The sequence below is a fragment of the Streptomyces megasporus genome (assembly GCF_000718985.1).
Lineage (GTDB): Bacteria > Actinomycetota > Actinomycetes > Streptomycetales > Streptomycetaceae > Streptomyces > Streptomyces megasporus.
The window spans coordinates 1-24,348 of sequence record NZ_JODL01000017.1; the positions used below are offsets into that span (position 1 = coordinate 1).

Consider the following 24,348-nt stretch of genomic DNA (forward strand, 5'->3'; position numbering starts at 1 on the left):
CCCTCACGCCCCCCACGCCCACCCCGGACGAGCCCACCACCCCTACGACTAGGCTCGCCCCCATGTCTCGCATCGACGGCCGCACAGCCGAACAACTCCGCCCCGTCACCATCGAACGCGGCTGGAGCAAACACGCCGAAGGCTCCGTCCTCATCGCCTTCGGCGACACCAAAGTCCTCTGCACCGCCAGCCTCACCGAAGGCGTACCACGCTGGCGCAAGGGCAGCGGTGAAGGCTGGGTCACCGCCGAATACGCCATGCTGCCCCGCTCCACCAACACCCGCGGCGACCGCGAATCCGTCCGCGGCCGCATCGGCGGCCGCACCCACGAGATCTCCCGCCTCATCGGCCGCTCACTCCGCGCCGTCGTCGACCTCAAAGCCCTCGGCGAGAACACCATCGTCCTCGACTGCGACGTCCTCCAAGCCGACGGCGGCACCCGCACCGCCGCCATCACCGGCGCCTACGTCGCCCTCGCCGACGCCATCACCTGGGCACGCGACAACAAACTCGTCCGCGCCAAAGCCCAACCCCTCACCGGCACCGTCTCCGCCATCAGCGTCGGCATCGTCAACGGCACCCCCCTCCTCGACCTCTGCTACGAGGAAGACGTCAACGCCGAAACCGACATGAACATCGTCTGCACCGGCGACGGCCGCTTCGTCGAAGTCCAAGGCACCGCCGAAGGCACCCCCTTCGCCCGCACCGAACTCGACACCCTCCTCGACCTCGGCGTCGCCGGCTGCGCCCAACTCGACACCCTCCAACGCCAAGCCCTGGAAACCCGGTGACACCACCCACCCGGGCGACGCCGAACGAAACCACGGCACCCAAGGGAACTTTGCGAGCGCTTTACGCGTCCTAGAGAGCACGGGCCGTACGGGTCGAGCCGTACGGCCCGTCCAGGCGCCCGTCCGACCACCCGACCAGAGAGGACACCATGCGCCGTCGGACCACCCTCGCCGCCCTCACACCCATCGCCCTCACCCTCCCCCTGCTGGGCTGCAGCGCCGTCCAGAACGCACTCGACTGCGCGAACACCGCCATCGTCATCGTCGACAGCGCCAACGCCCTCCAACAGGCCGTCTCCGACGGAGCCGAGAACCCGGCCGAAGTGGCCCAGTCCCTCGACCGCATCGACCAGAACCTCGACAAAATCGGCGAGAACACCGGCGACAGCGACCTCGGCAAGATCACCGAAGACCTCCAACAGGCCGTCGACAACGTCCGCACCGCCGTCGACAAGGGCGAGACCCCCGACGCCACCCCCGTCGTCGACGCCGCCGACGAACTCTCCAAGGTCTGCACACCCAACTGAGCCCAACGGGCCGCCCATCCGTCCGTCCGAAGAAGCCGGCCTACCAAGCGGACGAGACGGATAATCGGTCCCCATGAGCAAGCGCCTGATCCTCGCCACCCGCAACGCCCACAAGATCCGCGAACTGGGGACCATCCTCTCCGCCGCCGGACTCGCCTTCGACCTGGTCGGCGCGGACGCCTACCCCGAAGTGCCCGACGTGAAGGAGACCGGCACCACCTTCGCCGAGAACGCCCTCCTCAAGGCCCGCACCCTCGCCCAGGCCACCGGCGTCCCCGCCATCGCCGACGACTCCGGCCTCTGCGTCGACATCCTCGGCGGAGCCCCCGGCATCTTCTCCGCCCGCTGGTCCGGACGGCACGGCGACGACAAGGCCAACCTCGACCTGCTCCTCGCCCAACTCGCCGACATCGAACACCCCCACCGCACCGCCCACTTCGCCTGCGCGGCGGCCCTGGCCCTCCCCGACGGCACCGAACGCGTCGTCGAGGGCCGCCTCCCCGGCATCCTCCGTCACGAGCCCTCCGGCACGGGCGGGTTCGGCTACGACCCCATCCTCCAGCCCGACGGCGACACCCGCACCTGCGCGGAACTCTCCCCGGAGGAGAAGAACGCCATCAGCCACCGCGGCCAGGCGTTCCGCGCCCTGGCACCGGTGATCAGGGAACTCCTGGGTTGACGGCCGGCCCTGGGGACCGGAACCACCGGCAACGCCGAAGGCCCGGCTCGATGAGCCGGGCCTTCGTTTCCAAGGTTCGTGCGGCCGGTGGGATTCGAACCCACACGGGGAAACCCCCACTGGGACCTAAACCCAGCATGACTGCCCAGTTCCATCACGGCCGCTAGGTACCGTCTCATCCTACCGGGCTTGCTGTGCCGGTGGTGGACAAGTTGGCTTCAACAGGCCGCTCTGCGGTCACCCTTCCTCGACACCATGTCCCGGTAACCGCATGGCAGTTCGGGCAGAGGAAACGTAGGTTCTCTGCTCTGTCGTCGCTCCAGTCGCCGTTGATGTGGTCCACTTCAAGGGTCATGGGCTTGCCGCCCCACGAGGGGCCGACCCCGCACTCCGCGCACTCCTCCGGTACGCCGATCTCCCAGAGGGCTCGGCGCAGTAGATGCGTTTGAGTGCGGCGCTTCCCCTCGTGCTTGACCAACACTTCTCTGGGAGATTTTCTCTGCTTCACAGTTTTGCCTCGCTGGTGCGCTTGGCCCAGGAAGTGACTCACGTCGATGCCGGCTTCAGCGACCCACTGTTGAAAGCAGGCGCGCTGACTTCCATTGTCAGGTCGGCCGAGTCTCCGCAGCGCACCGGAGATCGAAACGGAATCCGCTACTGCGCGACGCAGCTCGTCATGGGTTGGACGTGGTTTTCCTTTCCGGCCCGGTCGGCCGGGTCTCGGCAGATGGGACACATCGATATCGAACTGCGCAAAGCGTTTGAAGAGATGGCTGCGGAGTTGGTGATAGGGGCGTGCGCCGAGAAAGGCGATGACCTCGTCGATGGTGCCGCACCGAAGGGCAGCCTCGGTCAACATTTCACGCGTGTAGCGAGTCCCGCTCAATGGCCTGCCCCCCGCCGACCCTTCGAACGGCCACGGTAGGTGTCCGTCGTTGAATGGCAGTTGGGGCAGAGGAAGCGCAAGTTTTCGGGTCGGTTGTCCCGCCAGTTTCCATCGATATGATCCACCTCAAGGACCAATGGGCGTCCGCGCCACATGGGTGGAGTTCCGCAGAGTGCGCATCGCTCGGCAATGCCGATCTCCAACAGACAGCGCTTGAGGCGACCGCGAGGTGTGCGGCGGGCATGCGGGGAGTCCGACATGACCAGGATTTCATGCGGTGCGCGACGACGCCTGTTGTCTTTCATGAACTTGGTTCGACGCTGCGGAGCGAAGTGGGATGTCTCGATGCCGAAATGTTTGATCCTGCGACTGATGTGTGCGTGGTGACCGCCTACGGCATCGATACCCAGGTGTCTCAGTACGCCGTTGATGCTTACGGAGGCTTTGACGGCCTCTTCCAGGATCTCCTTCGTCCAGCGCACCCCTTCGCGCTGGAAATGGGAGACGTCGATTCCCATCGACCTCACGCGTGCGCTGATGTACCGCCGTGTCCCGCTCTTCGGGTCGACACCCAGCTTGTGCAACATTTCGGAGATTGTCGTCGATGACGCCGCCGCCTCGGCAAGGCGTTCGCGTGTGTACGGGCTGGCCACGGCCCCTCCCCCTGTTTCCCTGGTGAACCGTCCGCGGGTGTTCTTCGGTCGTATGTCGCGGACTCGTACTGGTCAACGAGCGCGGTCACGGTCGGTTACGCCGGGTGAGTGAGAGAGGGGCCGGGTCGGGGCGTCAGATCGCGAGGTCCTTGATCAGCTTGGCGACGTGTCCCGTGGCCCTGACGTTGTACAGGGCCCGCTCGACCTTGCCGTCCCCGTCGACGATCACCGTGGAGCGGATGACGCCGGTGACGGTCTTGCCGTAGAGCTTCTTCTCGCCGAAGGCGCCGTACGTCTCGAGGACCTTCTTCTCCGGGTCGGCGACGAGGGTGATCTTCAGGTTCTCCTTCTCGCGGAACTTGGCGAGCTTCTCGGGCTTGTCGGGGGAGACGCCGATCACGTCGTAGCCCGCGCCGGCGAGGAGGTCGAGGTTGTCGGTGAAGTCGCAGGCCTGCTTGGTGCAGCCGGGGGTCATGGCGGCGGGGTAGAAGTAGACGATGACCCTGCGTCCGGCGTAGTCGGAGAGCGAGACGGGGTTGCCGTCGGCGTCGGGCAGGGTGAAGGCGGGGGCGGTGTCGCCGGGTTGCAGTCGCTCGCTCATCGGTGCTCCTCGGACGGGGTGAGCTGGGGGCCGTTACCGCTTCGAAGCCTAGTCACGGTGTGTGCCGGGGGTGGCGCGGGGCACCGGACGGGGCGGAGCTGTCAAACTGTCCGGTAGCCGAATTCCGGTGCGCGGCAGCCCTAGTGGGACAGAAGAGACGGACGAGACGACGGAGGCAGTGCGGTGTCGGAAGCCAGGACCCCGGCGGAGATCGAGGCGGCGATCGTCCGCAGGAGGCAGGAGCTCGCCGCGACGCTGGACGAGTTGGCGGTGCGGGTGCATCCGAAGACGATCGCCGGGGACGCGAAGGCGAGGGCGGCCGAGGCCGTGGACCGTACGGTGGGTCGGGCCTATGTGGCGGTGAACCGCGCGGTGTCGGACGTGCGGGAGCGGTTCGTGGACGAGGACGGGCGTCCGCGGCCGGAGCGGGTCGTGCCGGTGGCGTTGGTGGCCGTCGGAGTGGTCGGGCTGCTGGTGGTGTCGGCTCGGCGTCGGCGCCGGTAGCGGCTGAGATACGGTCGTACCGTGAGTTCCCAGACGTCCCACCACGACAAGCTACCCATCCGGATGCTGCATGACCGGGTGCTGGTCCGTACCGACAGTCCGGAGGGCGAGCGCCGTTCCTCCGGCGGCATTGTCATTCCCGCGACGGCGGCGGTCGGCCGCAGGCTGAGCTGGGCCGAAGTGGTCGCCGTCGGGCAGAGCGTACGGACGGTGGAGCCCGGTGACCGTGTGCTCTACGATCCGGCGGACCGTGCCGAGGTGGAGGTGCGCGGGGTCGCGTACGTGCTGATGCGCGAGCGTGATCTGCACGCGGTGGCGGCCGAGCGGTTGCAGGGGTCCGAGGACTCCACCGGCCTGTATCTGTGAGGGAGGGTCCGGCCCGCGGAGGCGGGCCGGGCCGTGTTCCGTGGCTTCCGGTTGCGTTGTGGTCGTGTTCCGGCCGTGCTTCCGGCTGTGGTTCCGGCCGTGCTTCCGGGGTGTTCTACCGGGGGGTGCCCGTCGTGTTCGCCGGGGTCGGTTCGGGGGTGGCGCTCCTGGCGGGGGCCGTGTGGTCGTCTTTTCCGTCCCCGTTCTTCGGGTTGTCCCGGGTGCCCGGGTTCTCCTTGTCGTTCTGCCCGCCGTTCCTGTCGCCGCCCTTGGCGTCCTTGTCGTTTCCGCCGGTGCGGTGCTCGTCGTTCCGGGCGTCGTCGTGGTCGGGGCGGTCGCGGTTCTTCCCGTCACCGTCGCCGTTCCGGTCGTCGGTGTCCTGTTCCCTCTGGTCCGCCGCCTCGTCGTCCGCGGCGGCCTTCCCGTCGTCGTCCGGTTCGGGGGCGGGGGAGTCGTCGGGCTCGTCGGCGACTCGGGTGGGGTCGGTGTCGGGTGTGGCCTTCTCGGAGGGGTCGGGTGAGGCCTTGGGCATCCGGTGTTTTCCGCCGGGTTTGAGGTCGAATTTCTTGGCGGGGCTGCCCTGGAGGGCTCGGGCGGTGTAGGCGGCCCAGATGCGGGAGGGGAAGTCGGAGCCGTTGACGCGGGCGAGTCCGCCGGCGCCGTAGAGGGGTTTGTGGACGCCGGTGTCGGGGTCCTGGCCCATGACGGCGACGACGGTGACGAGGTCGGGGGTGTAGCCGGCGAACCAGGCGGCTCGGTCTTCCTCGGCGGTGCCGGTCTTGCCGGCGGCGGGGCGGCCGGCGGCCTTGACGGTGGCTCCGGTGCCTTCCTCGACGACGCCGCGCAGGACCGCGGTGGTGGCGTCGGCGGTGGCGCGGGAGACGGCTTGTTCGGGGCGGGGCTTGGGGAGGCGGACGGGTTCGCCGTCCTGGACGATCTCCTTGACGAGGGTGTGGTCGACGCGTTTGCCGTGGTTGGCGAGGGTGGCGTAGGCCTGGGCCATGTCGAGGGTGCTGGGGGAGGCGGTGCCCAGGGAGAGGGAGGCGTGGGCCTCGACGGCGCCGGGGGTCTTCTCGGGGAGGCCGAGGGCGAGGGCGGTCTTCCTGACCTTCTCGGGGCCGATGTCCACGCCCATCTGGGCGAAGACGGCGTTGACGGACTTGTTCATGGCGGTGCTGACGGGGATGTCGCCGTAGTCGGTCTCGTCTTCGTTCTGGGGTTTCCAGGTGGTGGGTCCCTGGGGGCCGATGACGGTGCGGCCGCTGGTGCCGTCGTAGACGGTGTTGGGGCCGATGCGTTTGCCGTCGCGGGTTTTGGCGTCGTGTTCGAGGGCGGCGGCGTAGACGAAGGGCTTGAAGGTGGAGCCGGCCTGGTAGTCGCGGCGGGTGGCGTTGTTGACGAATTGCCGTGTGTAGTCGATGCCGCCGTACATGGCGACGACTTCGCCGGTTTCGGGGTCGATGGAGGTGCTGCCGGCGCGGACGTAGCGGTCGACTTGGCGGTCGTCGCTGAGGTGGGAGAGGAGTTCTTTCTCGACGGCTTCGACCATGGCTTGCTGTTTGCGGCGGTCGATGGTGGTGGTGATGCGGAAGCCGCCTTGGGCGAGTCGGCGTTCGTCGATGATGTCGTTGTCGACGAGGTGGCGGTTGACGGCTTCGACGATGTAGCCGCGTTGGCCGGAGAGGCCGGTGGGGGGCTTGGCGGGGTCGGGGGTGGGGAAGGTGAGGTCGGCGCGTTCGGAGGGTTTGAGCCAGCCTTCGGCGACCATGCCGTCGAGGACGTAGTTCCAGCGGGCGAGGGCGCGTTCCTTGTTTTCGGGGTGGGCGGCGACGTCGTAGAGGTTGGGGGAGTTGAGGAGGGCGGCGAGGTAGGCGCCTTCGGCGGTGGTGAGGTCGGCGGCGTCCTTGGAGTAGTAGGCCTGGGCGGCGGCTTGGACGCCGTAGGAGTTGCGGCCGAAGTAGCTGGTGTTGAGGTAGCCGGCGAGGATGTCGTCCTTGCTGGTCTCGCGGTCGAGTTTGATGGCGATGAAGAATTCTCGGGCTTTGCGGGTGAGGGTTTGTTCCTGTCCGAGGTAGTAGTTCTTCACGTACTGCTGGGTGATGGTGGAGCCGGATTGTTTGCCCTTGCCTTGGAGCATGTTCCAGCCGGCGCGGGCCATGGCGGTGATGTCGACGGCCGACTGGTGGTAGAAGTCCCGGTCCTCGGCGGCGAGCACTGCTTGGCGGGTGGTTTCGGGGATGTCCTTCAGTTCCACCTTCTGGCGGTTGATTTCGCCGTCGCGGGCGAGTTGGGTGCCGTCGGAGTAGAGGTAGACGTTGTTCTGGGCGGCGGCGGCGGAGTTGGGGGCGGGGATGTCCACGAGCAGGTAACCGGCGATGAAGGCGCCGCAGCCTGCCAGGGCGGTCAGGACGGTGGCGCCCAGGACCGTTCGCCAGGTGGGCAGCAGTCGCCGTGGGCCGGTGCGCTTCGGGCGCTCCTCGCTGTTCGGCTCCTCGCTGTTCGGCTCCTCGCTCATGGCAGCAGGGCTCCTTGTCGTTATGGCGCCTTCATACCTTCTGTCTGGATCACCCCATGAGAAACTTTCGCATCATCCGTGCCGGCCGGCGAGATCTGGTCACACCTGTGGTGGTGCGTGAGGGGTCCAAGGGGGCGAACGGGCTTTCGGGACGGCGGGTGAACACGGTCGGTGGTCTGCTGGGCGTGTTCTTCTCGGGGCGGGGTTGCCGTTGCCCGTCTTTCCGGGGCGTTCGGGGAGGTGGCGCGTGTGCTGCCGTGGGTGGCGGTGCTCCGGGTGCCCGCCGAGGTGCTGTCGGGCGAACACCGGGGAGGGGGCGGGGTGGGCCCGGACGTCGCGAGGGTGTCGTCGCCCGGATGTACGGGCGGGGTGCCGTGGTCCGTGCCGTGGTCCGTGCCGGTGGTGGGCCGGTGGTGGGGGCGTCCCGACGGCCTGGTCGTGCCGCCGGGACGCCCCGGATCCGGATGGGTCCGGATGGGTCCGGACGGGGGGTCGTGTGGGGCCGTCCCGTCCGGACAGAGGCCGATCGGAGGACGGTCAGAGGACGGCGGGCGAGGCGCCCTTGAGCATCTTCAGGTCCAGGGCCTGGGCCATGGCGCGGAAGCCGCTGTCGCTGGGGTGCAGGTGGTCGCCCGAGTCGTAGGCGGGGCGGAGCTGCTGCGGGGCGGCGGGGTCGCGCAGGGCGGCGTCGAAGTCGACGACCGCGTCGAAGACGCCGCCGCGGCGGATGTGCTCGTTGACCTGCTGCCGTACGGCCTCCAGGCGTGGGGTGTGCTTGCGGTGCCCGCCGAACGGCGTCAGCGTCGCCCCGATCACCCGCAGTCCGCGCTGGTGGGCGCGCTGGGTGATGGTCTCCAGGCCGTCGACGATCTTCTGTGGGTCGGTCTGGTGGGGTGTCTTGAGGATGTCGTTGATGCCGAGCTGGACGACGAGGACCTCGGCGCCGGTGCGGGAGAGCACGTCCCGCTCCAGCCGGTTCAGGCCGCTGGGGCCGTTCTTGAGGTCGGTGGGGGAGGCGTCGAGGAGGACGCGGTTTCCGCTGATGCCCTGGTTGAGCACGCTGTAGCGGGGGGCGCCGCGTTCGGTGCGCAGCCGGTCGGCGAGGAAGTCGGTCCAGCGGTGGTTGGCTCCGGGGCTGGAGGTGATGCCGTCGGTGATGGAGTCGCCGATGACCACGACGGCGCCTTCGGTCTCGTTGGTCCACACGTCGACGGCGGTCACGTAGCGCCAGTGGGTGGTCTGCTCGGTGTAGGGGATGCCGCTGGTGTCGGCGGCGTGGTCGCCCCGGGCGAGGTAGCTGGTCTGGCGGGCGTGGGGGTGGTGGGTGACGGCGCCGGAGCCGGTGGGGGTGTAGAGGGTGACGAGCAGGTCGGCGGCGGCGGGCACGTTCAGCCGTACCGCGTCGCTGGTGACGGTGGCGCCGACCGGGATGGTCACTTCGTGGTGGGTGCCGAAGGTCAGCCGGCGCATGCTGCCCGCCGTGGCGGTGGGGCTGCTGGGTTCGGCGGCCAGGGCGAGCGTGGCGCGTGTGATGGTCAGGGGGCGGGTGCCGAAGAGGTTGGAGAACTGGACGCGGGCGGCTGTTCCGCCGACCGAGGTGTGCACCACGTTTCGCAGGGACGCGTTCGGGTAGCCCTCGGCCGGGGCGTTCGGCTCGGCCGAGGCCGGGGAGGCGGACCAGGTGCCCACCCAGGTGCCCGCGGACGCGGGTGCGGCGGACTCGCCACCGCGTGGCGCGGAGGCGTCCGGGGCGGGCCTGCGGCCTCCGGCGCCGACGAAGATGGCGGTGGAGACCAGGATGGCGACGGCCGCGAGCCCCGCCAGCAGGGCGTATCCCATGTTCTTGGTCACCGGCGGCGGCCTCGTTCGTACACGGAAGGTGTCCCCCCTCTGGGCGTGGGAAGCCCACAGGTGTGCGAAGTGATCGGCAAGGGTCCATGATCCCACGGCGGTGGGGGCGCTGGGCTCGGGAGGCTCCACCCGTTACGGGATCGATGGCGCTGTTACGGGATTGTTGAGCCGGACGCGCGGTGGCGGTGTGACGGCGTTCACCAGGGTCTATCGGGATCCACCGGGGGCTACCGGGATCCACCGGGGGCCACCGGGGCCTTCTCCGGGACGCTCGTGGCGCCGTTCGCGTTCCGTCCGGCGGTGCCTTGCGACAATGCGGGGGGACGGCTCGAACGGTCTCGGACGGGTGGAGCGGGATGGAACGGACGACAACGGACGAGAAGGCGGGCCGAGGAGCCTCCGGCGGTGCCGCGCCCGCGCCTCGGGCGGCGCGGCCGGCGTTCGACCCGACCGTGTTCACGGCCGCCGACGAGGAGAAGCGCCGCGGGGTGCGTCGGATGAAGGCGATCGCGACGGGCGCCCTGGTGCTGGCGGCCGTGGTGTTCGCGTTGTCCACCTGGGCGGAGAACGCCGGGGCGGGCGCCTGGGCCGGTTACGTGGCGGCGGCGGCCGAGGCGGGCATGGTGGGCGCGTTGGCCGACTGGTTCGCGGTGACCGCGCTGTTCAAACGGCCGATGGGGCTGCCGATTCCGCACACCGCGATCATCCCGACGAAGAAGGACCAACTGGGGCGCAGTCTGGGGGATTTCGTCGGTGAGAACTTCCTGTCGGAGGCCGTGGTGCGGCGGCGGTTGCGTTCGGTGCGCGTCGCCGACCGGTTGGGGAACTGGCTGGCTCAGCCCGACAACGCGGACCGGGTGACGGCCGAGATGTCGACCGCGTTGCGCGGGGCGCTGACGGTGTTGCGGGACAGCGATGTGCAGGCGGTGGTGACGGAGGCGATCACGCGCCGCGCTCACGCTCGGGAGATCGCGCCGCTCCTGGGGCGGACGCTGGCGCGGATCGTCGCGGACGGCGGTCACCGTCGGGCGGTGGACCTGGTGTGCGTGCGGGCCCACGACTGGCTGGTGTGGCACCAGGACTCGGTGATGGACGCGGTCGCCGGTGGCGCGCCGGGGTGGACGCCGCGGTTCGTGGACCGCAGGATCGGCGAGCGCGTCTACAAGGAGTTGTTGCGCTTCGTGGCGGAGATGCGGGACATGCCCGACCATCCGGCGCGCGGGGCGCTGGACCGTTTCCTGCGGGACTTCGCGGAGGATCTGCAGTCCGATCCCGATACTCGGGCCCGGGTGGAGCGGTTGAAGTCGGACATTCTCTCCCGGGGCGAGGTGCAGGACGTGATCGCCTCGGTCTGGGTGTCGGTGCGGGCCATGATCGTCGCGGCGGTGGAGGACGAGCGCAGCCAGTTGCGGCTGCGGGTGCGCACCTCGGTGCTCTCGCTGGGGGCGCGGCTGTCGGCGGACGCCGGGCTCCAGGGGAAGGTCGACGGTTGGATCGAGGGCGCGGCGGCGCACGTCGTCTCCACGTATCGGCACGAGATCACGTCTCTGATCACCGAGACGATCGAGAGTTGGGACGCCGAGCACACCTCCCGCAAGATCGAGGCGAACGTCGGCCGGGACCTGCAGTTCATTCGGATCAACGGCACGGTGGTGGGCGCGCTCGCCGGTCTGGCGATCCACACCGTGACGCACCTGCTGGGCGGGTAGGGCGGGCCGCCCCGGTCCGGGGGCGGGCCGCCCCGGTCCGGGGGCGGCCCGCCGGTGTCCGTGCGGGTGTCGGGAGGGTCAGGGTGGGTCAGGGGTGGGCGGTGTCCGTGTCCGTCTCCGTGATCCGGACGGTGCGTCCCTCGGCGGCCGAGAGGCGTGCCGCCTCCAGTACGCGCAGGGCCCGCGCGGCCTCCCGGGCGGTGACGGGGGGCTCGCCGCCGGTGCGCAGGGCGTCGGCGACGGCGGCGTAGTAGGCGGGGTAGTCGCCGTCGCGGGACGGTACGGGTTCCGTGTTCTCCAGGGCTCCCAGGACGCCCCAGGCCGATTCCGGCTCCACGCCCCACCGTCCCCGGCCGGGGCGTTCACCGGCGCGCAGGGCGTCTTCCTGCGGGTCGAGGCCGTGCTTGACGTAGGCGGCCTCGCTGCCCAGCACCCGGAAGCGGGGGCCGAGGTGCGCGGCGGTGGCGCTCGTCCACAGGTGGGAGCGGACGCCGGAGGTGTGGTGGAGGGCGATGAAGGTGTCGTCGTCGATCCGGGCGCCGGGGCGGCGGACGTCGGACTCGGCGTGGACGGAGTCGACGGGGCCGAAGAGGACGAGCGCCTGGTCCACCAGGTGGCTGCCCAGGTCGTACAGGAGGCCGCCGACGTCGGCGGGGTCGCCGGACTCGCGCCAGCCGCCCTTGAGGTGGGGGCGCCACCGCTCGAAACGGGACTCGAAGCGCCACACGTCGCCGAGCGCGCCCTGGTCGATCAGGTCGCGCAGGGTGAGGAAGTCGTTGTCCCAGCGGCGGTTCTGGAAGACCGACAGCAGCAGTCCGCGGCGCTCGGCGAGGTCGGCGAGTTCCTCCGCCTCGGCGGCGCGGGCCGCGAGCGGCTTGTCGACGACGACCGCCAGGTCCGCTTCCAGGGCGCGGCGGGCCAGTTCGACGTGGGTGCGGTTGGGGGAGGCGACCACCACGAGGTCCAGCGCGTCGGCGCGTGCGAACAGCGCGTCGGCATTCGCGACGGTGCGCAGGTCCTCGCCGTGCTCGGCGCGGGCCTGCCGCTGCCGCTCGGGGTCGGAGGTGACGACGGTGTCCAGGACGAGGCCGTCGGTGGCGGCGATCAGCGGCGCGTGGAAGACGGAGCCGGCCAGGCCGTATCCGATCAGGCCGACGCGCAGCGGGCGGGAGGTCGGGGTGGCGGTGGCAGCGGCAGAGGTGGCGACGTCCATGCGCCCACTTTGGCAACAGTGTTGCTAAAGTGCAAGCGGGAGCCACAATGGCCGGGTGACCCCTGTCTTCCCCGGCGCCTTCCCCCATGCCCTCTCCGGAGCCGCGAACCTGCCCGCCCTGCGCGGCCACAACGCCGCGCTCGTCCTGGACCTGCTGCGCGCGGCGGGCGAGAGGGGCGCGAGCAGGGCGGAGCTGGCCGAGGGCACGGGACTGACCCCCCAGGCCGTCAGCAAGATCACCGCCCGGCTGCGGGCCGCGGGCCTGGTGACCGAGGCGGGGCGCCGACCCTCCACGGGCGGCAAACCGCGCACGGTCTGGCGCCTGGTGCGCGACGCCCGGTACGCGGTGGGCCTGCACTTGGACCGCGACGAGCTCACCGCCGTCCTGGCGGACCTCCCGGGCACCCCGGTCGCGGTCCACCGCGCCCCCTTCGACCTCGGCGCGCCCCCCGAGCGGGCCCTGGGGGAAGCGGTCGAGGCGGTGCGCGCCCTCCTCGCCCCCGCGGCGTCCGGCGGCGTCCCGCGCGCCGGGGTGCTGGGCGTGGGAGTGGCCTGCCCGGGGCCGCTGGAACACCGCACGGGGGTGCTGAGGCGGGTGACGGGCTTCCCCGGGTGGGACGGCTTCCCGCTGCGGGACGCGCTGGCCGAACGGCTGGCGATGTCCGTCGCCCTGGACAAGGACACCAACGCCGCGGCGCTCGGCCTCGCCCTGCGCGGTGCGGACGGTTCGGACGGCCGGCGCGGCGGAGCCGGGGCCGGTGCCGCGTCGTTCGCCTACCTGCACCTGGGCACCGGGCTGGGCGCCGGACTCGTCCTGGGCGGGACGCTGTACCGGGGCGCGCGCACCGGGGCCGGGGAGTTCGGCCACCAGGTCGTCCGGCTCGACGGCCCCGCGTGCCACTGTGGGGACCGCGGCTGCCTGGAGGCGCTGTGCCTGGCCGCCGCCGCCCGGGGCGACACCGCGGAGGCGGCCCGGGTCCTGGGCGTGGGCGCCGCCAACCTCGCCGGGCTGCTGGACATCGACCGCGTGGTGCTGGGCGGGCGCGCCGTGCTGGCCGACCCGGAGCCGTACCGCGCGGGCGTCGAGGCGGTCCTGGCCGCCCGGGCCGCGCGCACCGACGGCCGTGCCGTCCCGGTCTCCGTCGCGCCCGGCGGGGCGCGGCTGGTCGCCGACGGCGCCGCGCACCTGGTCCTGGCCCCGCTCTTCGGCCGGCTGGAACCGGTCCGCTGACGTAGTCGCCGTCGAGGCGGGAAACCGGTCATCGGAGAGTGACTACGCTGGGGGCGTCGGCGGGTCGTCGGCGCGGCGCGGTGTCGCCGTCCCCCGGTACGTGTGTACGACAGGCAGGAGTGACGCATGGCGGAGCGCAAACCGATCGAGTCGTGGCTCACCGACATGGACGGGGTGCTCGTCCACGAGGGGGTGCCCATCCCCGGCGCCGACGCCTTCGTCAAGCGGCTGAGGGAGTCCGGCAGGCCGTTTTTGGTGCTGACCAACAACTCGATCTACACGCCCCGTGACCTGCACGCCCGTCTGATGCGGATGGGCCTGGAGGTGCCGGTGGAGAACATCTGGACCTCCGCCCTGGCCACCGCCAGGTTCCTGGACGACCAGCGGCCCGGCGGCACCGCGTACGTCATCGGCGAGGCCGGTCTGACCACCGCCCTCCACGACGTGGGCTACATCCTCAGCGACACCGAGCCGGACTACGTGGTCCTCGGCGAGACGCGCACCTACAGCTTCGAGGCGCTCACCAAGGCGATCCGGCTGATCAACGCCGGGGCGCGGTTCATCGCCACCAACCCCGACGAGACCGGCCCGTCCGCCGAGGGGGTGCTGCCCGCCACCGGATCGGTCGCGGCGCTGATCACCAAGGCGACCGGCCGCGAACCGTACTTCGTCGGCAAGCCCAACCCGTTGATGATGCGGGCCGGACTCAACGCCATAGGCGCCCACTCCGAGTCCAGCGCGATGATCGGCGACCGGATGGACACCGACGTCCTGGCCGGGCTGGAGGCCGGGATGGAGACGTTCCTGGTGCTGACCGGCCTGACCCGGCCCTCCGACGTGGACCGCTACCCCTTCCGCCCCTCGACGGTCGTCGACTCGATCGCGGATCTGGTCGAACGGATCTGATCCGCCCGGACCGGCCGGGCCCCGGACACGTTCGGCCCACCCTCGAACGGAGCAGCGCGGGCCGGTGCCGGGATGCGGGCCGAGGCGGCGCGACGGATCTTCGGGAGTACCGATCCGGAGGTTCGACATGGGCACCTTCCGCACCGTCCGACCCACCCGCACCGTCCGACCCACCCGCCCCGCCCGACCCGCCCGGCCCGTTCGCGGCGCCCTCGTCGCGGCCCTCATGGTCTGCGCCCTGAGCGTCCCCGCCGCGCCCGCCGCGGTCGGCGAGGAACCGGGGCCCGGCGGCGCCGGCGCCGCGTCCCCCGACGCCACGGGGACGGCCTCGATACGGGTCACGCCCGCGACGGCACGCCCCGGCGCCGAGGTCGAGGTGGCGGCCCCCCGCTGCGAGGGCACCGCCGGCACCGCCCGCTCCGAGGCGTTCGTCGCCGACGCCGCACTGGCGCCCTCGGCCGACGGCGGACTCTTCGGGGAGGCGAGGATCCGCTCGGACGTCGAGGAGGGACGGCACCGGGTCACGGTGGAGTGTGAGGGCGCCGGAACCGGAGCCGTCGGTCGGCTGACCGTGCGCCGCTCCGCATCCGACCGACCCTCCTCCGACCGACCCTCCACCCCGGCCGCGTCCCCGAGCGGATCCCCCGCCGCCTCCCCGGCCGACTCCCCGTCCCCGGCCCGGAGCCCGGTCGCTCCCGTGCCGGCCGGAGGCGGCGGCACCGCGGAGAGGACCGAGGACGCCGGACCCGGCGCCCTCCACACCACCCTGGGAGCCGGACTGGCGGGCGCCGCCGTCCTGACCGTCGCCTGGCGGGCCCTCGCGTCGCGCCGCCGGAACCGTTCCGACACCGACCACTGACACGGCCGGCCGTGTACGACGACACCGCGATCGGCGAACCGCGCACGAGCGGCACCGGGCGCGTCGTGGCGGCGGTGGTGTGGACGGTGCTGCTGCTCGGACTGTGGCTGTGGGGACGGGCCCTGACCGACGGCACCGGACCGCCGCCTCCCCCCGAACCCGGCGGCGCCTCCGTGGCCGGCCGCGCGCCCGACGGCGTGCCCGGCGCCCCCGACCGCGCCGACGCGGGCCGGGCGCTGCCCGCGTCCCACGCGCCGCTGCCCGACTCCGAGCCCGAACGGGTCGACATCGACGCCATCGGCGTCCACGCCCGGATCGTCGAGAGGGGACTGGACCGCGACGGCGCGATCGAGCCCCCGCCGATGGACACCCCCGACGTCGTCGGTTGGTACGGCGACGGGCCGGCCCCCGGCGCCGAGGGCGCGGCGCTGCTCGTGGGCCACCTGGACACGGACACCGGTCGGGCGGTCTTCCACCGCCTCACCTCCGTGGGGCCGGGCACCGCGGTCCACGTGACGCGCGCGGACGGCACGGTCGCGGAGTTCACCGTCGAGAACGTCTCGGTCGCCGAGCGCGCCGACTTCGACCCGGAGAAGGTCTACGGCACCCGCCGCGACGGGCGGGCCGAACTGAGACTCATCACCTGCACCGGCACCTTCGACCGGGACAGCGACTCCTACACCGCCAACCTGGTGGTCTCGGCGTACCTCACCGGTGTCCGCCCCGCGTCGGGGGCGGACACCGGTGAGCCGACGAGGAGTTGAGGAAGGCGACGCGGGCGCCGGACCCCGGGCGCCACGGGGGCGGTCCCACGGAACGCGCGGTGTGGCCGCAAAGGGTGAAGCGTGCGGCCGAACCGGGGGGCGTGTCCGCCCGCCCGGGATTGAACGGGCATGGACGCGGTACTCGGAAACCGAGATCCCCCAGGACACGGAGGCTGTCGTTCCGCCATGTACGAGACAGCGCAATCGGACGCCGACGAACAGCCTGCCGCCGGGCGGGCCCGCAACGAGTCGCCACTCGCCCCGCCGCCGCTGCGCCTCGCCGGAGACGGTGACGACGACGAGGGCGAGCCGCACATCTGCCGGGGCATCGACTGAGCCCGGAACGGCCGCCCACGCTCGGACGTGCCGGACGTGCCCGGACGTGTCGGACGTGCCCGGAGGTGAGCGCCCGGGGAACGCGTCCGGGCCCCACCGTGAGACGGTGGGGCCCGGAGCGGATGGGTACGCCGCCAGGGACTCGAACCCCGGACCCGCTGATTAAGAGTCAGCTGCTCTAACCAACTGAGCTAGCGGCGCCCGCAGGGGACGTGATCCGCGCTTCGCGCGCCGATCCGTGCCGACCTGCGGGAACAAGCATACCCGACGCCGTGGGGTGCTCCGTCCATCCGGCCGCCGCGAGGTGCCGCGAGCAGGCATGGGCAGACGTGGTCAGGAGCGATCAGGGGCGGGCCGGCTCGGGCCGGTATCCGGAAGTCCGGTGGCCCGAGCCGGCCCCCGAGGGGCCTCAGCCGATGGCGCCTCCCCGGTCGCCGCGTCCACAGGCCGTGCCGTCACCGTCGGTGTCCAGCCTGTGTCGGTCCCGGCCGTGGACGGCGAAGGGCTTCCAGCCCCGGTCGTCCAACCACCGGCACTTGGCGGCGGAACCCTTCACCTCCCGTGGGAAGACGCCCGGCAGGCACTGCGAGGGATCGCCGTAGGAGCGGTCGCAGCCGTCCACCCACGCCCCGACGTCCTCGGCCGGGCGGTGCCGGTGCTCCATGCCCAGGCTCCCTCGGGGCTTTCGGGCGTCCCCGGTGCCCGCCGCGGGCGAGGTCGCGTCCGCGGCCGGCTCGGTCCGCAGCGTCCGGGCGGCCCCCTCCTCGCCCTCGACCCTCACCCACCGGGCGACCGACGGCACGCCGTTCGCGTCGGCGACGAAGAGCATGTACCAGCCGGGTGGGGCCAGGTTGGGGTTGTCGGTCAGGTTCAGGCCGATCTCCGTGCCGCCGCCGGGCGCCTCGCCGTGCACCGTCATCGGCAGGTCGACGTAGCGCTGGTTGGGGTCGGAGGAGTGGGTGACCGCCTCGGGCCGGATCAGCGCGGCCTTGGTGATCCGCTCGCCGCCGGAGACGGTGATCCGGTTCTCGGTGCCGTACGTCCACTCCGACGCGGACAGCGCGATCCGAGGGCGCGGCCCCTTGGACAGGTACGGCGGCGAGTACAGCGACAGGGTGGTGGAGTAGCTGCCGTCACCGGGGTTGTCGCCGTAGCTCAGCACCCGGCCGTCGGGCAGCAGCTCGCCGCGGAGCAGCGCGTACAGCGGGTGGATCGCCACGGTCAACGTGAACGCGGTGATCGCCCCGGCGTAGGAGAAGGCGCGGGTGGTCCGGTCGCTGCCCTGGTACAGCGGTTCCAGCGGGTGCGCTGTCGGAACAGGCCGCCGAGCGAGTCCGGGGTCTCCTCGCGGGTGACCAGCCCGGCCTCGTACGCGACCACCGTGCGGGCGCCGTTGCCGGACAGCCGCACGCCCAGGTCGCAGTCCTCGGCCAGGCAGTCCCCGTCCCAGCCGCCGGTGGCGCGGAACGCCGCGTCCACGTGGGTGAGCAGTTCGGGGTGGACGACGTCCTCGGCGTCGAAGACGCCCACGATGTCCCCGCGGCAGTGCGGGAGCGCGGTGTTCATCGCACGCGGTTTGTTCTTCACCGGGTGGGTGTCGGTGACCACCCGGACCCGCGCGGGGTGCTCCTCGGCGAGCCGGTGGGCGATGGCCGCGGTGCCGGGATCGTCGTGGCCGACGATGAGGACGATCTCGAAGGCGGTGTGCTCGCAGCGGAGCATCTGCTCGACGGTGTGGCCGAGCACCCGTTCCTCGTGGCGTGCGGGCACCAGGAGCGAGAAGGAGTGGCGGTGGGCCCCGTCGGGCTCGCGGAAAGTGGTGCGGCGCAGGGTCTCGGGTGTGCGCCAGGCGTGCATCATCCACCACAACTGGAGTGTGGCGGCCACGAGTAACACGCACGACGCTGCCACCAGGACAGCGGACAACACGGATACGTCCCCCCAGACGCGCCCGGTGATGCCCCGTGCCGGGGCCCCCTCCTCACCGGACAATGCGTGAAAAAGTCAGAGGTGCCGGCCAAGAGGCGTCAATATGGCACTGATGTCCGAGGCGTTAACGTTCCGGGGCATGAACACCGAAGAACTGACGTACCTGGCGAGGGAGCTGACGGAGCGGGGGAGGGGCGGCCGGGTGGTGCTCGGCCTGGCCGGGCCGCCCGGCGCGGGCAAGTCCACGCTGGCGCGGGTGCTGGTGGAGGAGTTGCGGCGGCGGTACGGGCCCTTGGCGGCGGCGTACGTTCCGCTGGACGGCTTCCACCTGTCCAACGCCCAGTTGGAGCGGCTGGGGCTGACCTCCCGCAAGGGGTCCCCGCCCACCTTCGACGTCCACGGGTACGTCGCCTTGTTGAGGCGTCTGGTGGCCGAGGGCGACCACGACGTCTACGTGCCCGATTTCGACCGGACGCTGGACGAGCCGGTCGCGGCCCGACACGTGGTCCGTCCCGGAACGGCGCTGGTGGTGACCGAGGGCAACTACCTGGCCTGTGAGCTGCCGGGGTGGTCCGAGGTGCGCGAGGTGGTGGACGAACTGTGGTACGTGGACGCGGAGGTGGAGGAGCGTCGCCGGCGGTTGGTGGAGCGCCAGTCGGCGGGGGGTCGTACGCCCGAGGAGGCGCGGGAGTGGGTCCGGGGCAACGACATGCCCAACGCGGAGATCGTCGAGGCGTCGCGGGACGCGCCCTGGGTGAAGCGGAGGTTCCATTGGTCTGGACATGACTGACAGGAAAGACTACGGTCTGCCTTGGTCTAGACCTAAGCCCTTCTCGTGTCCGACCCCACGACGGCCGCGACGGGCTCCACCACCCCCCACGTTCAGGAGCGAAGGATGCGCAAGAGGATCACCACGGCCCTGGTCGGCTTCGGTGTGGCCGCGACGACCGTGCTCGCGACCGGCGGAAGCGCCCAGGGGCACGGCTACACCCAGTCGCCCATGAGCAGGCAGGCGTACTGCGCCAACGGCACCGCGGGCGACTGCGGTTCCATCCAGTGGGAGCCTCAGAGCGTCGAAGGGCCCAAGGGATTCCCGGCCGCCGGTCCCGCCGACGGGCAGATCTGCTCGGGCGGCAACTCCCGCTTCGCCCAACTGGACGACCCGCGCGGCGGCAACTGGCCCGCCACGCGGCTCACCCCCGGGCAGGGCTTCACCTTCACCTGGAAGATGACGGCGGCGCACCGCACGACCGACTTCAAGTACTACATCACCAAGGACGGTTGGGACCCGACCAAGCCGCTCACCCGGGCCGCCCTGGAGCCGCAGCCGTTCATGACGGTGCACATGGGCGGCCGTCAGCCGGCCGCAATCGAGAGTCACCAGGGGACCATCCCGACCGGCAAGTCGGGCAGGCACCTCATCCTGGGCGTCTGGACCGTCGACGACACGGCCAACGCGTTCTACGCCTGCTCCGACGTGACGTTCTGAGGCGTTCGACGGAGCAGAGGGGGCGGGTCCGCTCGGGCCCGCCCCCTCTGGGGTGTTCCGGAGGGGCAAGGGGTTTGTATCGGCCATGTTCACGGTCGATATTCAGCCAACGAGGGGCGAGGATCGGCCTCCCGTAAGGTTCTGTACATGACAGCGTCGGGTGTCGGTGATACCCCTTCCCGGAAGGATCACGCCGCCTCGCACACCCCGGTGAGGCGTCCCCTGGTCCCCGTCTCCCCGCTCCCCTTCCCGGAGGTTCCCGATGCGTCGCAGATCCGTCGTGTCCCTGGCCGCCGCCGCCCTCTCCCTGCCCGCCGTGCTCGGCCTGGCGGGCCCCGCCTCGGCGGCCCCCGCCGACAAGCCCCGGATACTCGGCAGTTGGACCCAGACCAGCGCGACCAGCTACAACGCGTGGCTGTCCGCGAGGAACAACCAGAGCGCCTGGAGCGCCTACGGGTTCGACTGGTCCACCGACTACTGCAGCACCTCGCCCGACAACCCCTTCGGCTTCCCCTTCCAGACCGCCTGCGCGCGCCACGACTTCGGCTACCGCAACTACAAGGCCATCGGCGCCTTCGCCGCCAACAAGGCCCGCCTGGACGACGCCTTCCACGCCGACCTCAAGCGGGTGTGCGCCCGCTACACCGGCGCCACCAAGACCTCCTGCGACAGCACCGCCTGGGTCTACTACCAGGCCGTCGACAAGTTCGGGAACACCCCCGCCGTGGACGGCTCGCGCGACACCCGCTTCTGAGGGGACACGCCGAAGGCCCCTCGCGGAGGGCGAGGGGCCTTCGATCATCGGTACGCCGCCAGGGACTCGAACCCCGGACCCGCTGATTAAGAGTCAGCTGCTCTAACCAACTGAGCTAGCGGCGCCTGACCGGCAGCGGCGTCTTAGGAACGTCTCCGAAAGATCTTCGAAAGAGCGTTTCCGGACGCGCTGTCGTGCCTCCATGGTACCCGGTTCCGGAGGGTGCCCGTGTCACGGCCCGCCGGGAAACGGTGGGGCCGCCCGCGGCAGGCGGGCCGCGGGCGGCCTCCGGTCAGAGGATCGCGCCCAGGAACTCCCGGGTGCGCTCGTGGTCCGGGTCGTTGAAGATCTTCTCCGGCGGGCCGGACTCGATCACCTTGCCCTCGTTGAACATCAGGACCTCGTCCGAGATGTCACGGGCGAAGTTCATCTCGTGGGTCACGCACAGCATGGTGATGTCGGTGGTGTGCGCGATGTCCCGCAGGACGTCCAGCACACCGGCCACCAACTCGGGGTCGAGCGCCGAGGTGACCTCGTCCAACAGCAGCACCTGCGGACGCATGGCCAGTGCGCGGGCGATGGCCACGCGCTGCTGCTGCCCGCCGGAGAGCTGCGAGGGGTACTTGTCGAGGTGCTCGGTCAGACCGACCATCTCCAGCAGCTCGCGCGCCCGCTGCTCGGCCTCCTCCTTGCCCATGCCCAGGACGTGGATCGGCGCCTCGGTGACGTTCCGCAGCACCTTCATGTTGGGGAAGAGGTTGAACTGCTGGAAGACCATGCCGATCTTCTTGCGCACCTCGCGGACGTGCTTCTCGCCCGCGGGGACGAGCCGGTCGCCCTTCTCCTGGTGGGTGAGGTAGTCGCCGTCGACGCTGATGGTGCCCTCGTCGGGTTTCAACAGCGTCATCAGCAACCGCAGGATCGTGGTCTTGCCCGATCCGGAGGGGCCGATGAGGGTGACGTGCTTCCCCGCGGAGACGTCGAACTCCAGTTGGTCCAGGACGACGTGGTCGCCGAAGCGCTTGGTGACCTTGTCGAAGCGGATCAGCTCGCGACCGTCCGCGGTGGGGTTCTTGTGGATGGTGTCAGCGGACAAGACGACGCTCCAGGGCTCGAATCAGGAGGGAAGCCGGATAGGCGATGACGATGAAGGCGATGCCGACGACGGTGATCGGCTCCAGGAACCGGAAGGTCTCGGCGCCGTAGGCGCGCGCCTCGCCGAGCATCTCCAGGGCGCCGATGATCGCGATCAGCGGCGAGTCCTTCAGCATCGCGATGACGTAGTTGCCCAGCACGGGCACCACGCGGCGGATCGCCTGGGGCAGGATCACCGCCCCCCAGGTGCGGGTCGGCGGCAGGCTGAGCGCGGTGGCCGCCTCCCACTGCCCCCTGGGCACACCGTCGATGCCGGCCCGGTAGACCTCGGCGGTGTACGTCGAGTAGTGCAGGCCGAGGCCGATCACGCCCGTCGCCAGCGGCGACATGCTCGGCCCCCACTCGGGCACCACGTAGAAGAGGAAGAAAAGCTGCACCAGCAGCGGGGTGTTGCGGACGAACTCGGTGACCGCGGTCACCGGCACCCGGATCCACGCCCGGGCCGAGCGCTGGGCGATGGCCCACACCAGACCGAGGGTGAAGGCCAGCAGACTGCCGAGCACCAGGGCCTGGAGGGTGAGGAGCACCCCGTCCCAGAAGCGCGGCATGAAGTCGGAGACGACCTCCCAGTTCCAGTTCACCGCGCACCTCCCGGGGTGGCGGCGCCGGTGACGGGGTCGGTGGCCGACGTCCGTCGGGAGAGACCGGCGAACAGGCCGCGGCGCGGCGGCGGCGCCTGCCCGATCCCGGCCTTGGCCTTCCGCTCGACCAACCGCATGCCGCGGGTGATGGCGAAGGCCAGCACGAAGTACATCAGCAGCAGGAGGGTGTAGATCGGGGCGCTGTCGTTGGTGGTGAACCGGATGAGGTTCGCCGCGAAGGTCATGTCGGCGACGCTGATCACCGAGACCAGGGCGGTGCCCTTCAGCAACTCGATGGCCAGGTTGTTGAACGGCGGGACCATCTCGGGCCACGCCTGCGGCAGTTCGATGCGCCGCAGCCGCTGCCACCGGGTGAAGCTCAGGGCGATCCCGGCCTCGCGCTGGGCGGGGGAGACCGCCGCCAGCGCGCCGCGCACGACCTCCGAACCGTACGCGCCGTAGGTCAGGCCCAGCGCCAGCACACCCGCCCACATGGGGACGAGCTGCCAGCCGAGGGCGAGCGGGAGCGCGAAGAACAGCCAGAACATGAACACCAGCGCCGAGGCGCCGCGGAAGATCTCGAAGTAGGCGCCGGAGAGGAAGCGCACGATCCACAGCCGGGAGGTGCGCGCCACGCCGACCACGAAGGCGACCGCCGCGGCCAGCGCCGCGCTGTACACCGTCACCTGGACGGTGATCCAGACGCCGGGCAGCATGTAGGACTCCCACAGGGCCCAGGTCATGAGCAGAGCTCCTTCGCGGTCAGGTCGGTCATCTCGTCCTCCGTGAACCCGAAGGGCCGCATGATCTCCAGCAGCTCGCCGCTCTCCTTGAGCTTGCGCAGCTCGCGGTTGAACGCGTCGCGCAGGTCCGTGGCGGTCGGCCGGAACGCGAAGCCGCCCGCGCCGATCGCCGGCTCGCCGTCCACCATGGGCTGGAACGCCTCGGTGGCCTCGGCCCGGTCGCTGCCCTTCACCACTTGGCGGACGGTCAGCGAGGTCCCGGCGAACACGTCGACGCGGCCCTGCTCGACGGCGGCCAGTCCGGCGACCTGGTCGGGCAGGATGAGGATGTCGTCGCGCTTGATCCCGGCCGCGACCGCGTAGTCGATCTCGGCGTACGCGGTGCCGGTGGCCATCCGCGCGCCCTTCTCGATGATGTCCTCGTAGCTGGTCAGCCCCTTCGGGTTGCCCTTGCGGACGATGAAGGCGTCGAGCATGACGTACTCGGGATCGGCGAAGATGACCTGCTCACAGCGGTCGGGGTTGATGTACATGCCCGCGGAGACCACGTCGAACTGCTGCGAGCGGAGCCCCGGGATCAGGGAGCCGAACTCGGTCGGCACCGGAACGACGTTCTCCACACCCAGCCGCTTGAAGATGACCTTCGCGAGCTCCGGCGCCTCACCGGTCAGTTCGCCGTTGTCGTTGATGTATCCGTAGGGGACCTCGCCCGCTATGCCCACGCGCACGGTCCCCTGCGCGCGCAACCTCTCCAGCAGGCTCTCGCCTCCCGAGCCGGGATCGGGCACCCGGCTGCAGCCGGCCGCGCCCGTCGCCGCGAGGGCGGCCAGGCCTATGAGCAGCGAGCGTCTTCCCACCCCCGTGGTGGTTCTCGTGGTGCTCTCGTGGCTCTCCTTGTCTCCAGTTTTTCCGATCTTGTTCATATGTGGTCGAGCCATGGGCGCGCCACTACCCGGGGCGTCGAAAAATATGCCGGTTGTTTCCAGCCCTTGATCCGGGTGTTGTGACCCTGACCACGGACGACGTCCACTCCGTCGGTATTGACGGGGAAATCGAGGGACAGGGGCCGAAATGGCGGAGCGTTTCGCGGAAGTATCAGGGACAAGGGAAGTGCGGAGCGCGCGGGAAAACTCCTCGGAATACCGCGCGCCCGTCGCGCGCGAAACGGCGCGGGGCGGGCATCCGCTCGACGCGGACGCCCGCCCGCGAGTACACGTGTGACAAGACCCACCCCGCCCCGTCAGGCGGCCGGCGGCGAGACGAGGAACGACGAGGCCGGCACCGCCCCGCCCCCCACTCCGTGCTC

25 protein-coding genes, 3 tRNA genes and 1 pseudogene are annotated in these 24,348 nt (G+C 71.0%); 14 read left to right on the top strand and 15 right to left on the bottom strand.

From position 1 onward, the window contains the following. Positions 1-62 precede the first annotated feature (62 nt). The 3 genes from rph (at position 63) to rdgB (ending at position 1,997) form a co-directional block, all read left to right on the top strand. Positions 63-791 carry a ribonuclease PH gene (gene rph, locus IF47_RS0116145; RefSeq protein WP_031509495.1) on the top strand — a complete coding sequence of 243 codons (729 nt, stop codon included), beginning with the start codon at positions 63-65 and terminating at the stop codon, positions 789-791. Positions 792-940: 149 nt separating this feature from the next. After that, a complete protein-coding gene (locus IF47_RS0116150) occupies positions 941-1,318 on the top strand; it encodes a hypothetical protein (protein ID WP_031509496.1) in 378 nt (125 codons plus the stop codon). Between the two features lie 73 nt (positions 1,319-1,391). Next, positions 1,392-1,997, top strand: a complete 606-nt coding sequence (gene rdgB / locus IF47_RS0116155) for an RdgB/HAM1 family non-canonical purine NTP pyrophosphatase (RefSeq protein ID WP_031509497.1) — start codon at positions 1,392-1,394, stop codon at positions 1,995-1,997. A gap of 79 nt (positions 1,998-2,076) precedes the next feature. On the opposite strand, the gene IF47_RS0116160 is transcribed toward rdgB, so the two are convergent. The 4 genes from IF47_RS0116160 to bcp all read right to left on the bottom strand — a co-directional run bounded on the left by IF47_RS0116160 (position 2,077) and on the right by bcp (position 4,137). Then, positions 2,077-2,161: transfer RNA gene (locus IF47_RS0116160), tRNA-Leu, on the bottom strand. Between the two features lie 11 nt (positions 2,162-2,172). Further along, on the bottom strand, positions 2,173-2,856 hold the full coding sequence (locus IF47_RS29520) for an HNH endonuclease signature motif containing protein (RefSeq protein ID WP_078591878.1): 684 nt from the start codon (positions 2,854-2,856) through the stop codon (positions 2,173-2,175). Positions 2,857-2,879: 23 nt separating this feature from the next. After that, complete coding sequence (locus IF47_RS29525) at positions 2,880-3,536, bottom strand: HNH endonuclease (RefSeq protein WP_078591879.1); 657 nt, start codon at positions 3,534-3,536, stop codon at positions 2,880-2,882. A gap of 133 nt (positions 3,537-3,669) precedes the next feature. Continuing rightward, the gene (gene bcp, locus IF47_RS0116165; protein WP_031509498.1) at positions 3,670-4,137 is read right to left on the bottom strand and encodes a thioredoxin-dependent thiol peroxidase; all 468 of its coding nucleotides are present in this window, start codon (positions 4,135-4,137) and stop codon (positions 3,670-3,672) included. 183 nt (positions 4,138-4,320) lie between these two features. On the opposite strand from bcp, the gene IF47_RS0116170 reads away from it, so the two are divergent. After that, on the top strand, positions 4,321-4,641 hold the full coding sequence (locus tag IF47_RS0116170) for a DUF3618 domain-containing protein (RefSeq protein WP_031509499.1): 321 nt from the start codon (positions 4,321-4,323) through the stop codon (positions 4,639-4,641). A 63-nt stretch (positions 4,642-4,704) separates the two neighbouring features. After that, positions 4,705-5,007 (top strand): GroES family chaperonin, encoded by a 303-nt coding sequence (locus IF47_RS0116175; protein WP_051717769.1) that lies wholly within the window; start codon positions 4,705-4,707, stop codon positions 5,005-5,007. Between the two features lie 115 nt (positions 5,008-5,122). On the opposite strand, the gene IF47_RS0116180 is transcribed toward IF47_RS0116175, so the two are convergent. Continuing rightward, positions 5,123-7,522, bottom strand: a complete 2,400-nt coding sequence (locus tag IF47_RS0116180; protein WP_051717770.1) for a transglycosylase domain-containing protein — start codon at positions 7,520-7,522, stop codon at positions 5,123-5,125. 537 nt (positions 7,523-8,059) lie between these two features. Further along, on the bottom strand, positions 8,060-9,361 hold the full coding sequence (locus tag IF47_RS0116185) for an SGNH/GDSL hydrolase family protein (protein WP_031509502.1): 1,302 nt from the start codon (positions 9,359-9,361) through the stop codon (positions 8,060-8,062). A 368-nt stretch (positions 9,362-9,729) separates the two neighbouring features. Here IF47_RS0116185 and IF47_RS0116190 point away from each other — a divergent pair, with 368 nt between their 5' ends. Then, positions 9,730-11,082 (top strand): DUF445 domain-containing protein, encoded by a 1,353-nt coding sequence (locus IF47_RS0116190; RefSeq protein WP_031509503.1) that lies wholly within the window; start codon positions 9,730-9,732, stop codon positions 11,080-11,082. An 88-nt stretch (positions 11,083-11,170) separates the two neighbouring features. Here the strand turns inward: IF47_RS0116190 and IF47_RS0116195 are convergent, their stop codons facing one another. Further along, positions 11,171-12,295 (bottom strand): Gfo/Idh/MocA family oxidoreductase, encoded by a 1,125-nt coding sequence (locus IF47_RS0116195; protein WP_051717771.1) that lies wholly within the window; start codon positions 12,293-12,295, stop codon positions 11,171-11,173. Positions 12,296-12,350: 55 nt separating this feature from the next. Between IF47_RS0116195 and IF47_RS0116200 the strand changes: the two genes are divergently transcribed. The 5 genes from IF47_RS0116200 to IF47_RS30745 all read left to right on the top strand — a co-directional run bounded on the left by IF47_RS0116200 (position 12,351) and on the right by IF47_RS30745 (position 16,391). Then, a complete protein-coding gene (locus tag IF47_RS0116200; protein WP_031509505.1) occupies positions 12,351-13,526 on the top strand; it encodes an ROK family transcriptional regulator in 1,176 nt (391 codons plus the stop codon). A gap of 126 nt (positions 13,527-13,652) precedes the next feature. Beyond that, the gene (locus IF47_RS0116205) at positions 13,653-14,432 is read left to right on the top strand and encodes an HAD-IIA family hydrolase (protein ID WP_031509506.1); all 780 of its coding nucleotides are present in this window, start codon (positions 13,653-13,655) and stop codon (positions 14,430-14,432) included. 127 nt (positions 14,433-14,559) lie between these two features. After that, positions 14,560-15,291, top strand: coding sequence for a hypothetical protein (locus IF47_RS27890; protein ID WP_051717772.1), 732 nt, complete (start codon positions 14,560-14,562; stop codon positions 15,289-15,291). Positions 15,292-15,302: 11 nt separating this feature from the next. Next, positions 15,303-16,055 carry a class F sortase gene (locus IF47_RS0116215; RefSeq protein WP_245641136.1) on the top strand — a complete coding sequence of 251 codons (753 nt, stop codon included), beginning with the start codon at positions 15,303-15,305 and terminating at the stop codon, positions 16,053-16,055. A 186-nt stretch (positions 16,056-16,241) separates the two neighbouring features. Continuing rightward, positions 16,242-16,391, top strand: coding sequence for a hypothetical protein (locus IF47_RS30745; protein WP_157839986.1), 150 nt, complete (start codon positions 16,242-16,244; stop codon positions 16,389-16,391). A 127-nt stretch (positions 16,392-16,518) separates the two neighbouring features. Here IF47_RS30745 and IF47_RS0116225 read toward each other — a convergent pair. The 3 genes and pseudogenes from IF47_RS0116225 to IF47_RS0116235 all read right to left on the bottom strand — a co-directional run. Beyond that, a tRNA-Lys gene (locus tag IF47_RS0116225) sits at positions 16,519-16,592 on the bottom strand. Positions 16,593-16,800: 208 nt separating this feature from the next. Further along, entirely contained in the window at positions 16,801-17,610 is an 810-nt protein-coding gene (locus IF47_RS31245; RefSeq protein ID WP_031509509.1) for a galactose oxidase early set domain-containing protein, read from the bottom strand. Between the two features lie 71 nt (positions 17,611-17,681). Then, positions 17,682-18,320 (bottom strand): annotated as a pseudogene (locus tag IF47_RS0116235) (glycosyltransferase family 2 protein); the annotation flags it as partial. Between the two features lie 139 nt (positions 18,321-18,459). Between IF47_RS0116235 and IF47_RS0116240 the strand changes: the two are divergent. From IF47_RS0116240 to IF47_RS0116250, 3 genes are all read left to right on the top strand, one after another. Then, positions 18,460-19,110, top strand: a complete 651-nt coding sequence (locus IF47_RS0116240; protein WP_078591881.1) for a nucleoside/nucleotide kinase family protein — start codon at positions 18,460-18,462, stop codon at positions 19,108-19,110. 105 nt (positions 19,111-19,215) lie between these two features. Then, positions 19,216-19,809, top strand: a complete 594-nt coding sequence (locus IF47_RS0116245) for a lytic polysaccharide monooxygenase auxiliary activity family 9 protein (protein WP_031509512.1) — start codon at positions 19,216-19,218, stop codon at positions 19,807-19,809. 262 nt (positions 19,810-20,071) lie between these two features. Next, complete coding sequence (locus IF47_RS0116250; RefSeq protein ID WP_031509513.1) at positions 20,072-20,563, top strand: phospholipase; 492 nt, start codon at positions 20,072-20,074, stop codon at positions 20,561-20,563. Between the two features lie 51 nt (positions 20,564-20,614). Here the strand turns inward: IF47_RS0116250 and IF47_RS0116255 are convergent. From IF47_RS0116255 to ehuB, 5 genes are all read right to left on the bottom strand, one after another. Continuing rightward, positions 20,615-20,688, bottom strand: a tRNA-Lys gene (locus IF47_RS0116255). Between the two features lie 167 nt (positions 20,689-20,855). Next, entirely contained in the window at positions 20,856-21,659 is an 804-nt protein-coding gene (gene ehuA, locus IF47_RS0116260) for an ectoine/hydroxyectoine ABC transporter ATP-binding protein EhuA (protein ID WP_031509514.1), read from the bottom strand. Further along, positions 21,649-22,299 carry an ectoine/hydroxyectoine ABC transporter permease subunit EhuD gene (gene ehuD, locus IF47_RS0116265; RefSeq protein ID WP_031509515.1) on the bottom strand — a complete coding sequence of 217 codons (651 nt, stop codon included), beginning with the start codon at positions 22,297-22,299 and terminating at the stop codon, positions 21,649-21,651. Before ehuD ends, ehuA begins: the two co-directional genes overlap by 11 nt. Continuing rightward, complete coding sequence (ehuC, locus tag IF47_RS0116270; protein ID WP_031509516.1) at positions 22,296-23,042, bottom strand: ectoine/hydroxyectoine ABC transporter permease subunit EhuC; 747 nt, start codon at positions 23,040-23,042, stop codon at positions 22,296-22,298. Before ehuC ends, ehuD begins: the two co-directional genes overlap by 4 nt. Then, the gene (gene ehuB, locus IF47_RS0116275; RefSeq protein WP_078591882.1) at positions 23,039-23,965 is read right to left on the bottom strand and encodes an ectoine/hydroxyectoine ABC transporter substrate-binding protein EhuB; all 927 of its coding nucleotides are present in this window, start codon (positions 23,963-23,965) and stop codon (positions 23,039-23,041) included. Before ehuB ends, ehuC begins: the two co-directional genes overlap by 4 nt. Between the last annotated feature and the right edge of the window lie 383 nt (positions 23,966-24,348).

Coding starts and splice junctions, on each gene's coding strand:
- IF47_RS0116190 (WP_031509503.1), top strand. CDS start 9,730: ATGGAACGGACGACAACGGACGAGAAGGCGGGCCGAGGAGCCTCCGGC.
- rph (WP_031509495.1), top strand. CDS start 63: ATGTCTCGCATCGACGGCCGCACAGCCGAACAACTCCGCCCCGTCACC.
- ehuC (WP_031509516.1), bottom strand. CDS start 23,042: ATGACCTGGGCCCTGTGGGAGTCCTACATGCTGCCCGGCGTCTGGATC.
- IF47_RS0116180 (WP_051717770.1), bottom strand. CDS start 7,522: ATGAGCGAGGAGCCGAACAGCGAGGAGCCGAACAGCGAGGAGCGCCCG.
- IF47_RS0116195 (WP_051717771.1), bottom strand. CDS start 12,295: ATGGACGTCGCCACCTCTGCCGCTGCCACCGCCACCCCGACCTCCCGC.
- IF47_RS27890 (WP_051717772.1), top strand. CDS start 14,560: ATGGGCACCTTCCGCACCGTCCGACCCACCCGCACCGTCCGACCCACC.
- IF47_RS0116185 (WP_031509502.1), bottom strand. CDS start 9,361: ATGGGATACGCCCTGCTGGCGGGGCTCGCGGCCGTCGCCATCCTGGTC.
- IF47_RS0116245 (WP_031509512.1), top strand. CDS start 19,216: ATGCGCAAGAGGATCACCACGGCCCTGGTCGGCTTCGGTGTGGCCGCG.
- IF47_RS0116250 (WP_031509513.1), top strand. CDS start 20,072: ATGCGTCGCAGATCCGTCGTGTCCCTGGCCGCCGCCGCCCTCTCCCTG.
- ehuB (WP_078591882.1), bottom strand. CDS start 23,965: ATGAACAAGATCGGAAAAACTGGAGACAAGGAGAGCCACGAGAGCACC.
- IF47_RS29520 (WP_078591878.1), bottom strand. CDS start 2,856: ATGTTGACCGAGGCTGCCCTTCGGTGCGGCACCATCGACGAGGTCATC.
- rdgB (WP_031509497.1), top strand. CDS start 1,392: ATGAGCAAGCGCCTGATCCTCGCCACCCGCAACGCCCACAAGATCCGC.
- IF47_RS0116240 (WP_078591881.1), top strand. CDS start 18,460: ATGAACACCGAAGAACTGACGTACCTGGCGAGGGAGCTGACGGAGCGG.
- IF47_RS0116150 (WP_031509496.1), top strand. CDS start 941: ATGCGCCGTCGGACCACCCTCGCCGCCCTCACACCCATCGCCCTCACC.
- IF47_RS0116205 (WP_031509506.1), top strand. CDS start 13,653: ATGGCGGAGCGCAAACCGATCGAGTCGTGGCTCACCGACATGGACGGG.
- bcp (WP_031509498.1), bottom strand. CDS start 4,137: ATGAGCGAGCGACTGCAACCCGGCGACACCGCCCCCGCCTTCACCCTG.
- IF47_RS30745 (WP_157839986.1), top strand. CDS start 16,242: ATGTACGAGACAGCGCAATCGGACGCCGACGAACAGCCTGCCGCCGGG.
- IF47_RS0116175 (WP_051717769.1), top strand. CDS start 4,705: ATGCTGCATGACCGGGTGCTGGTCCGTACCGACAGTCCGGAGGGCGAG.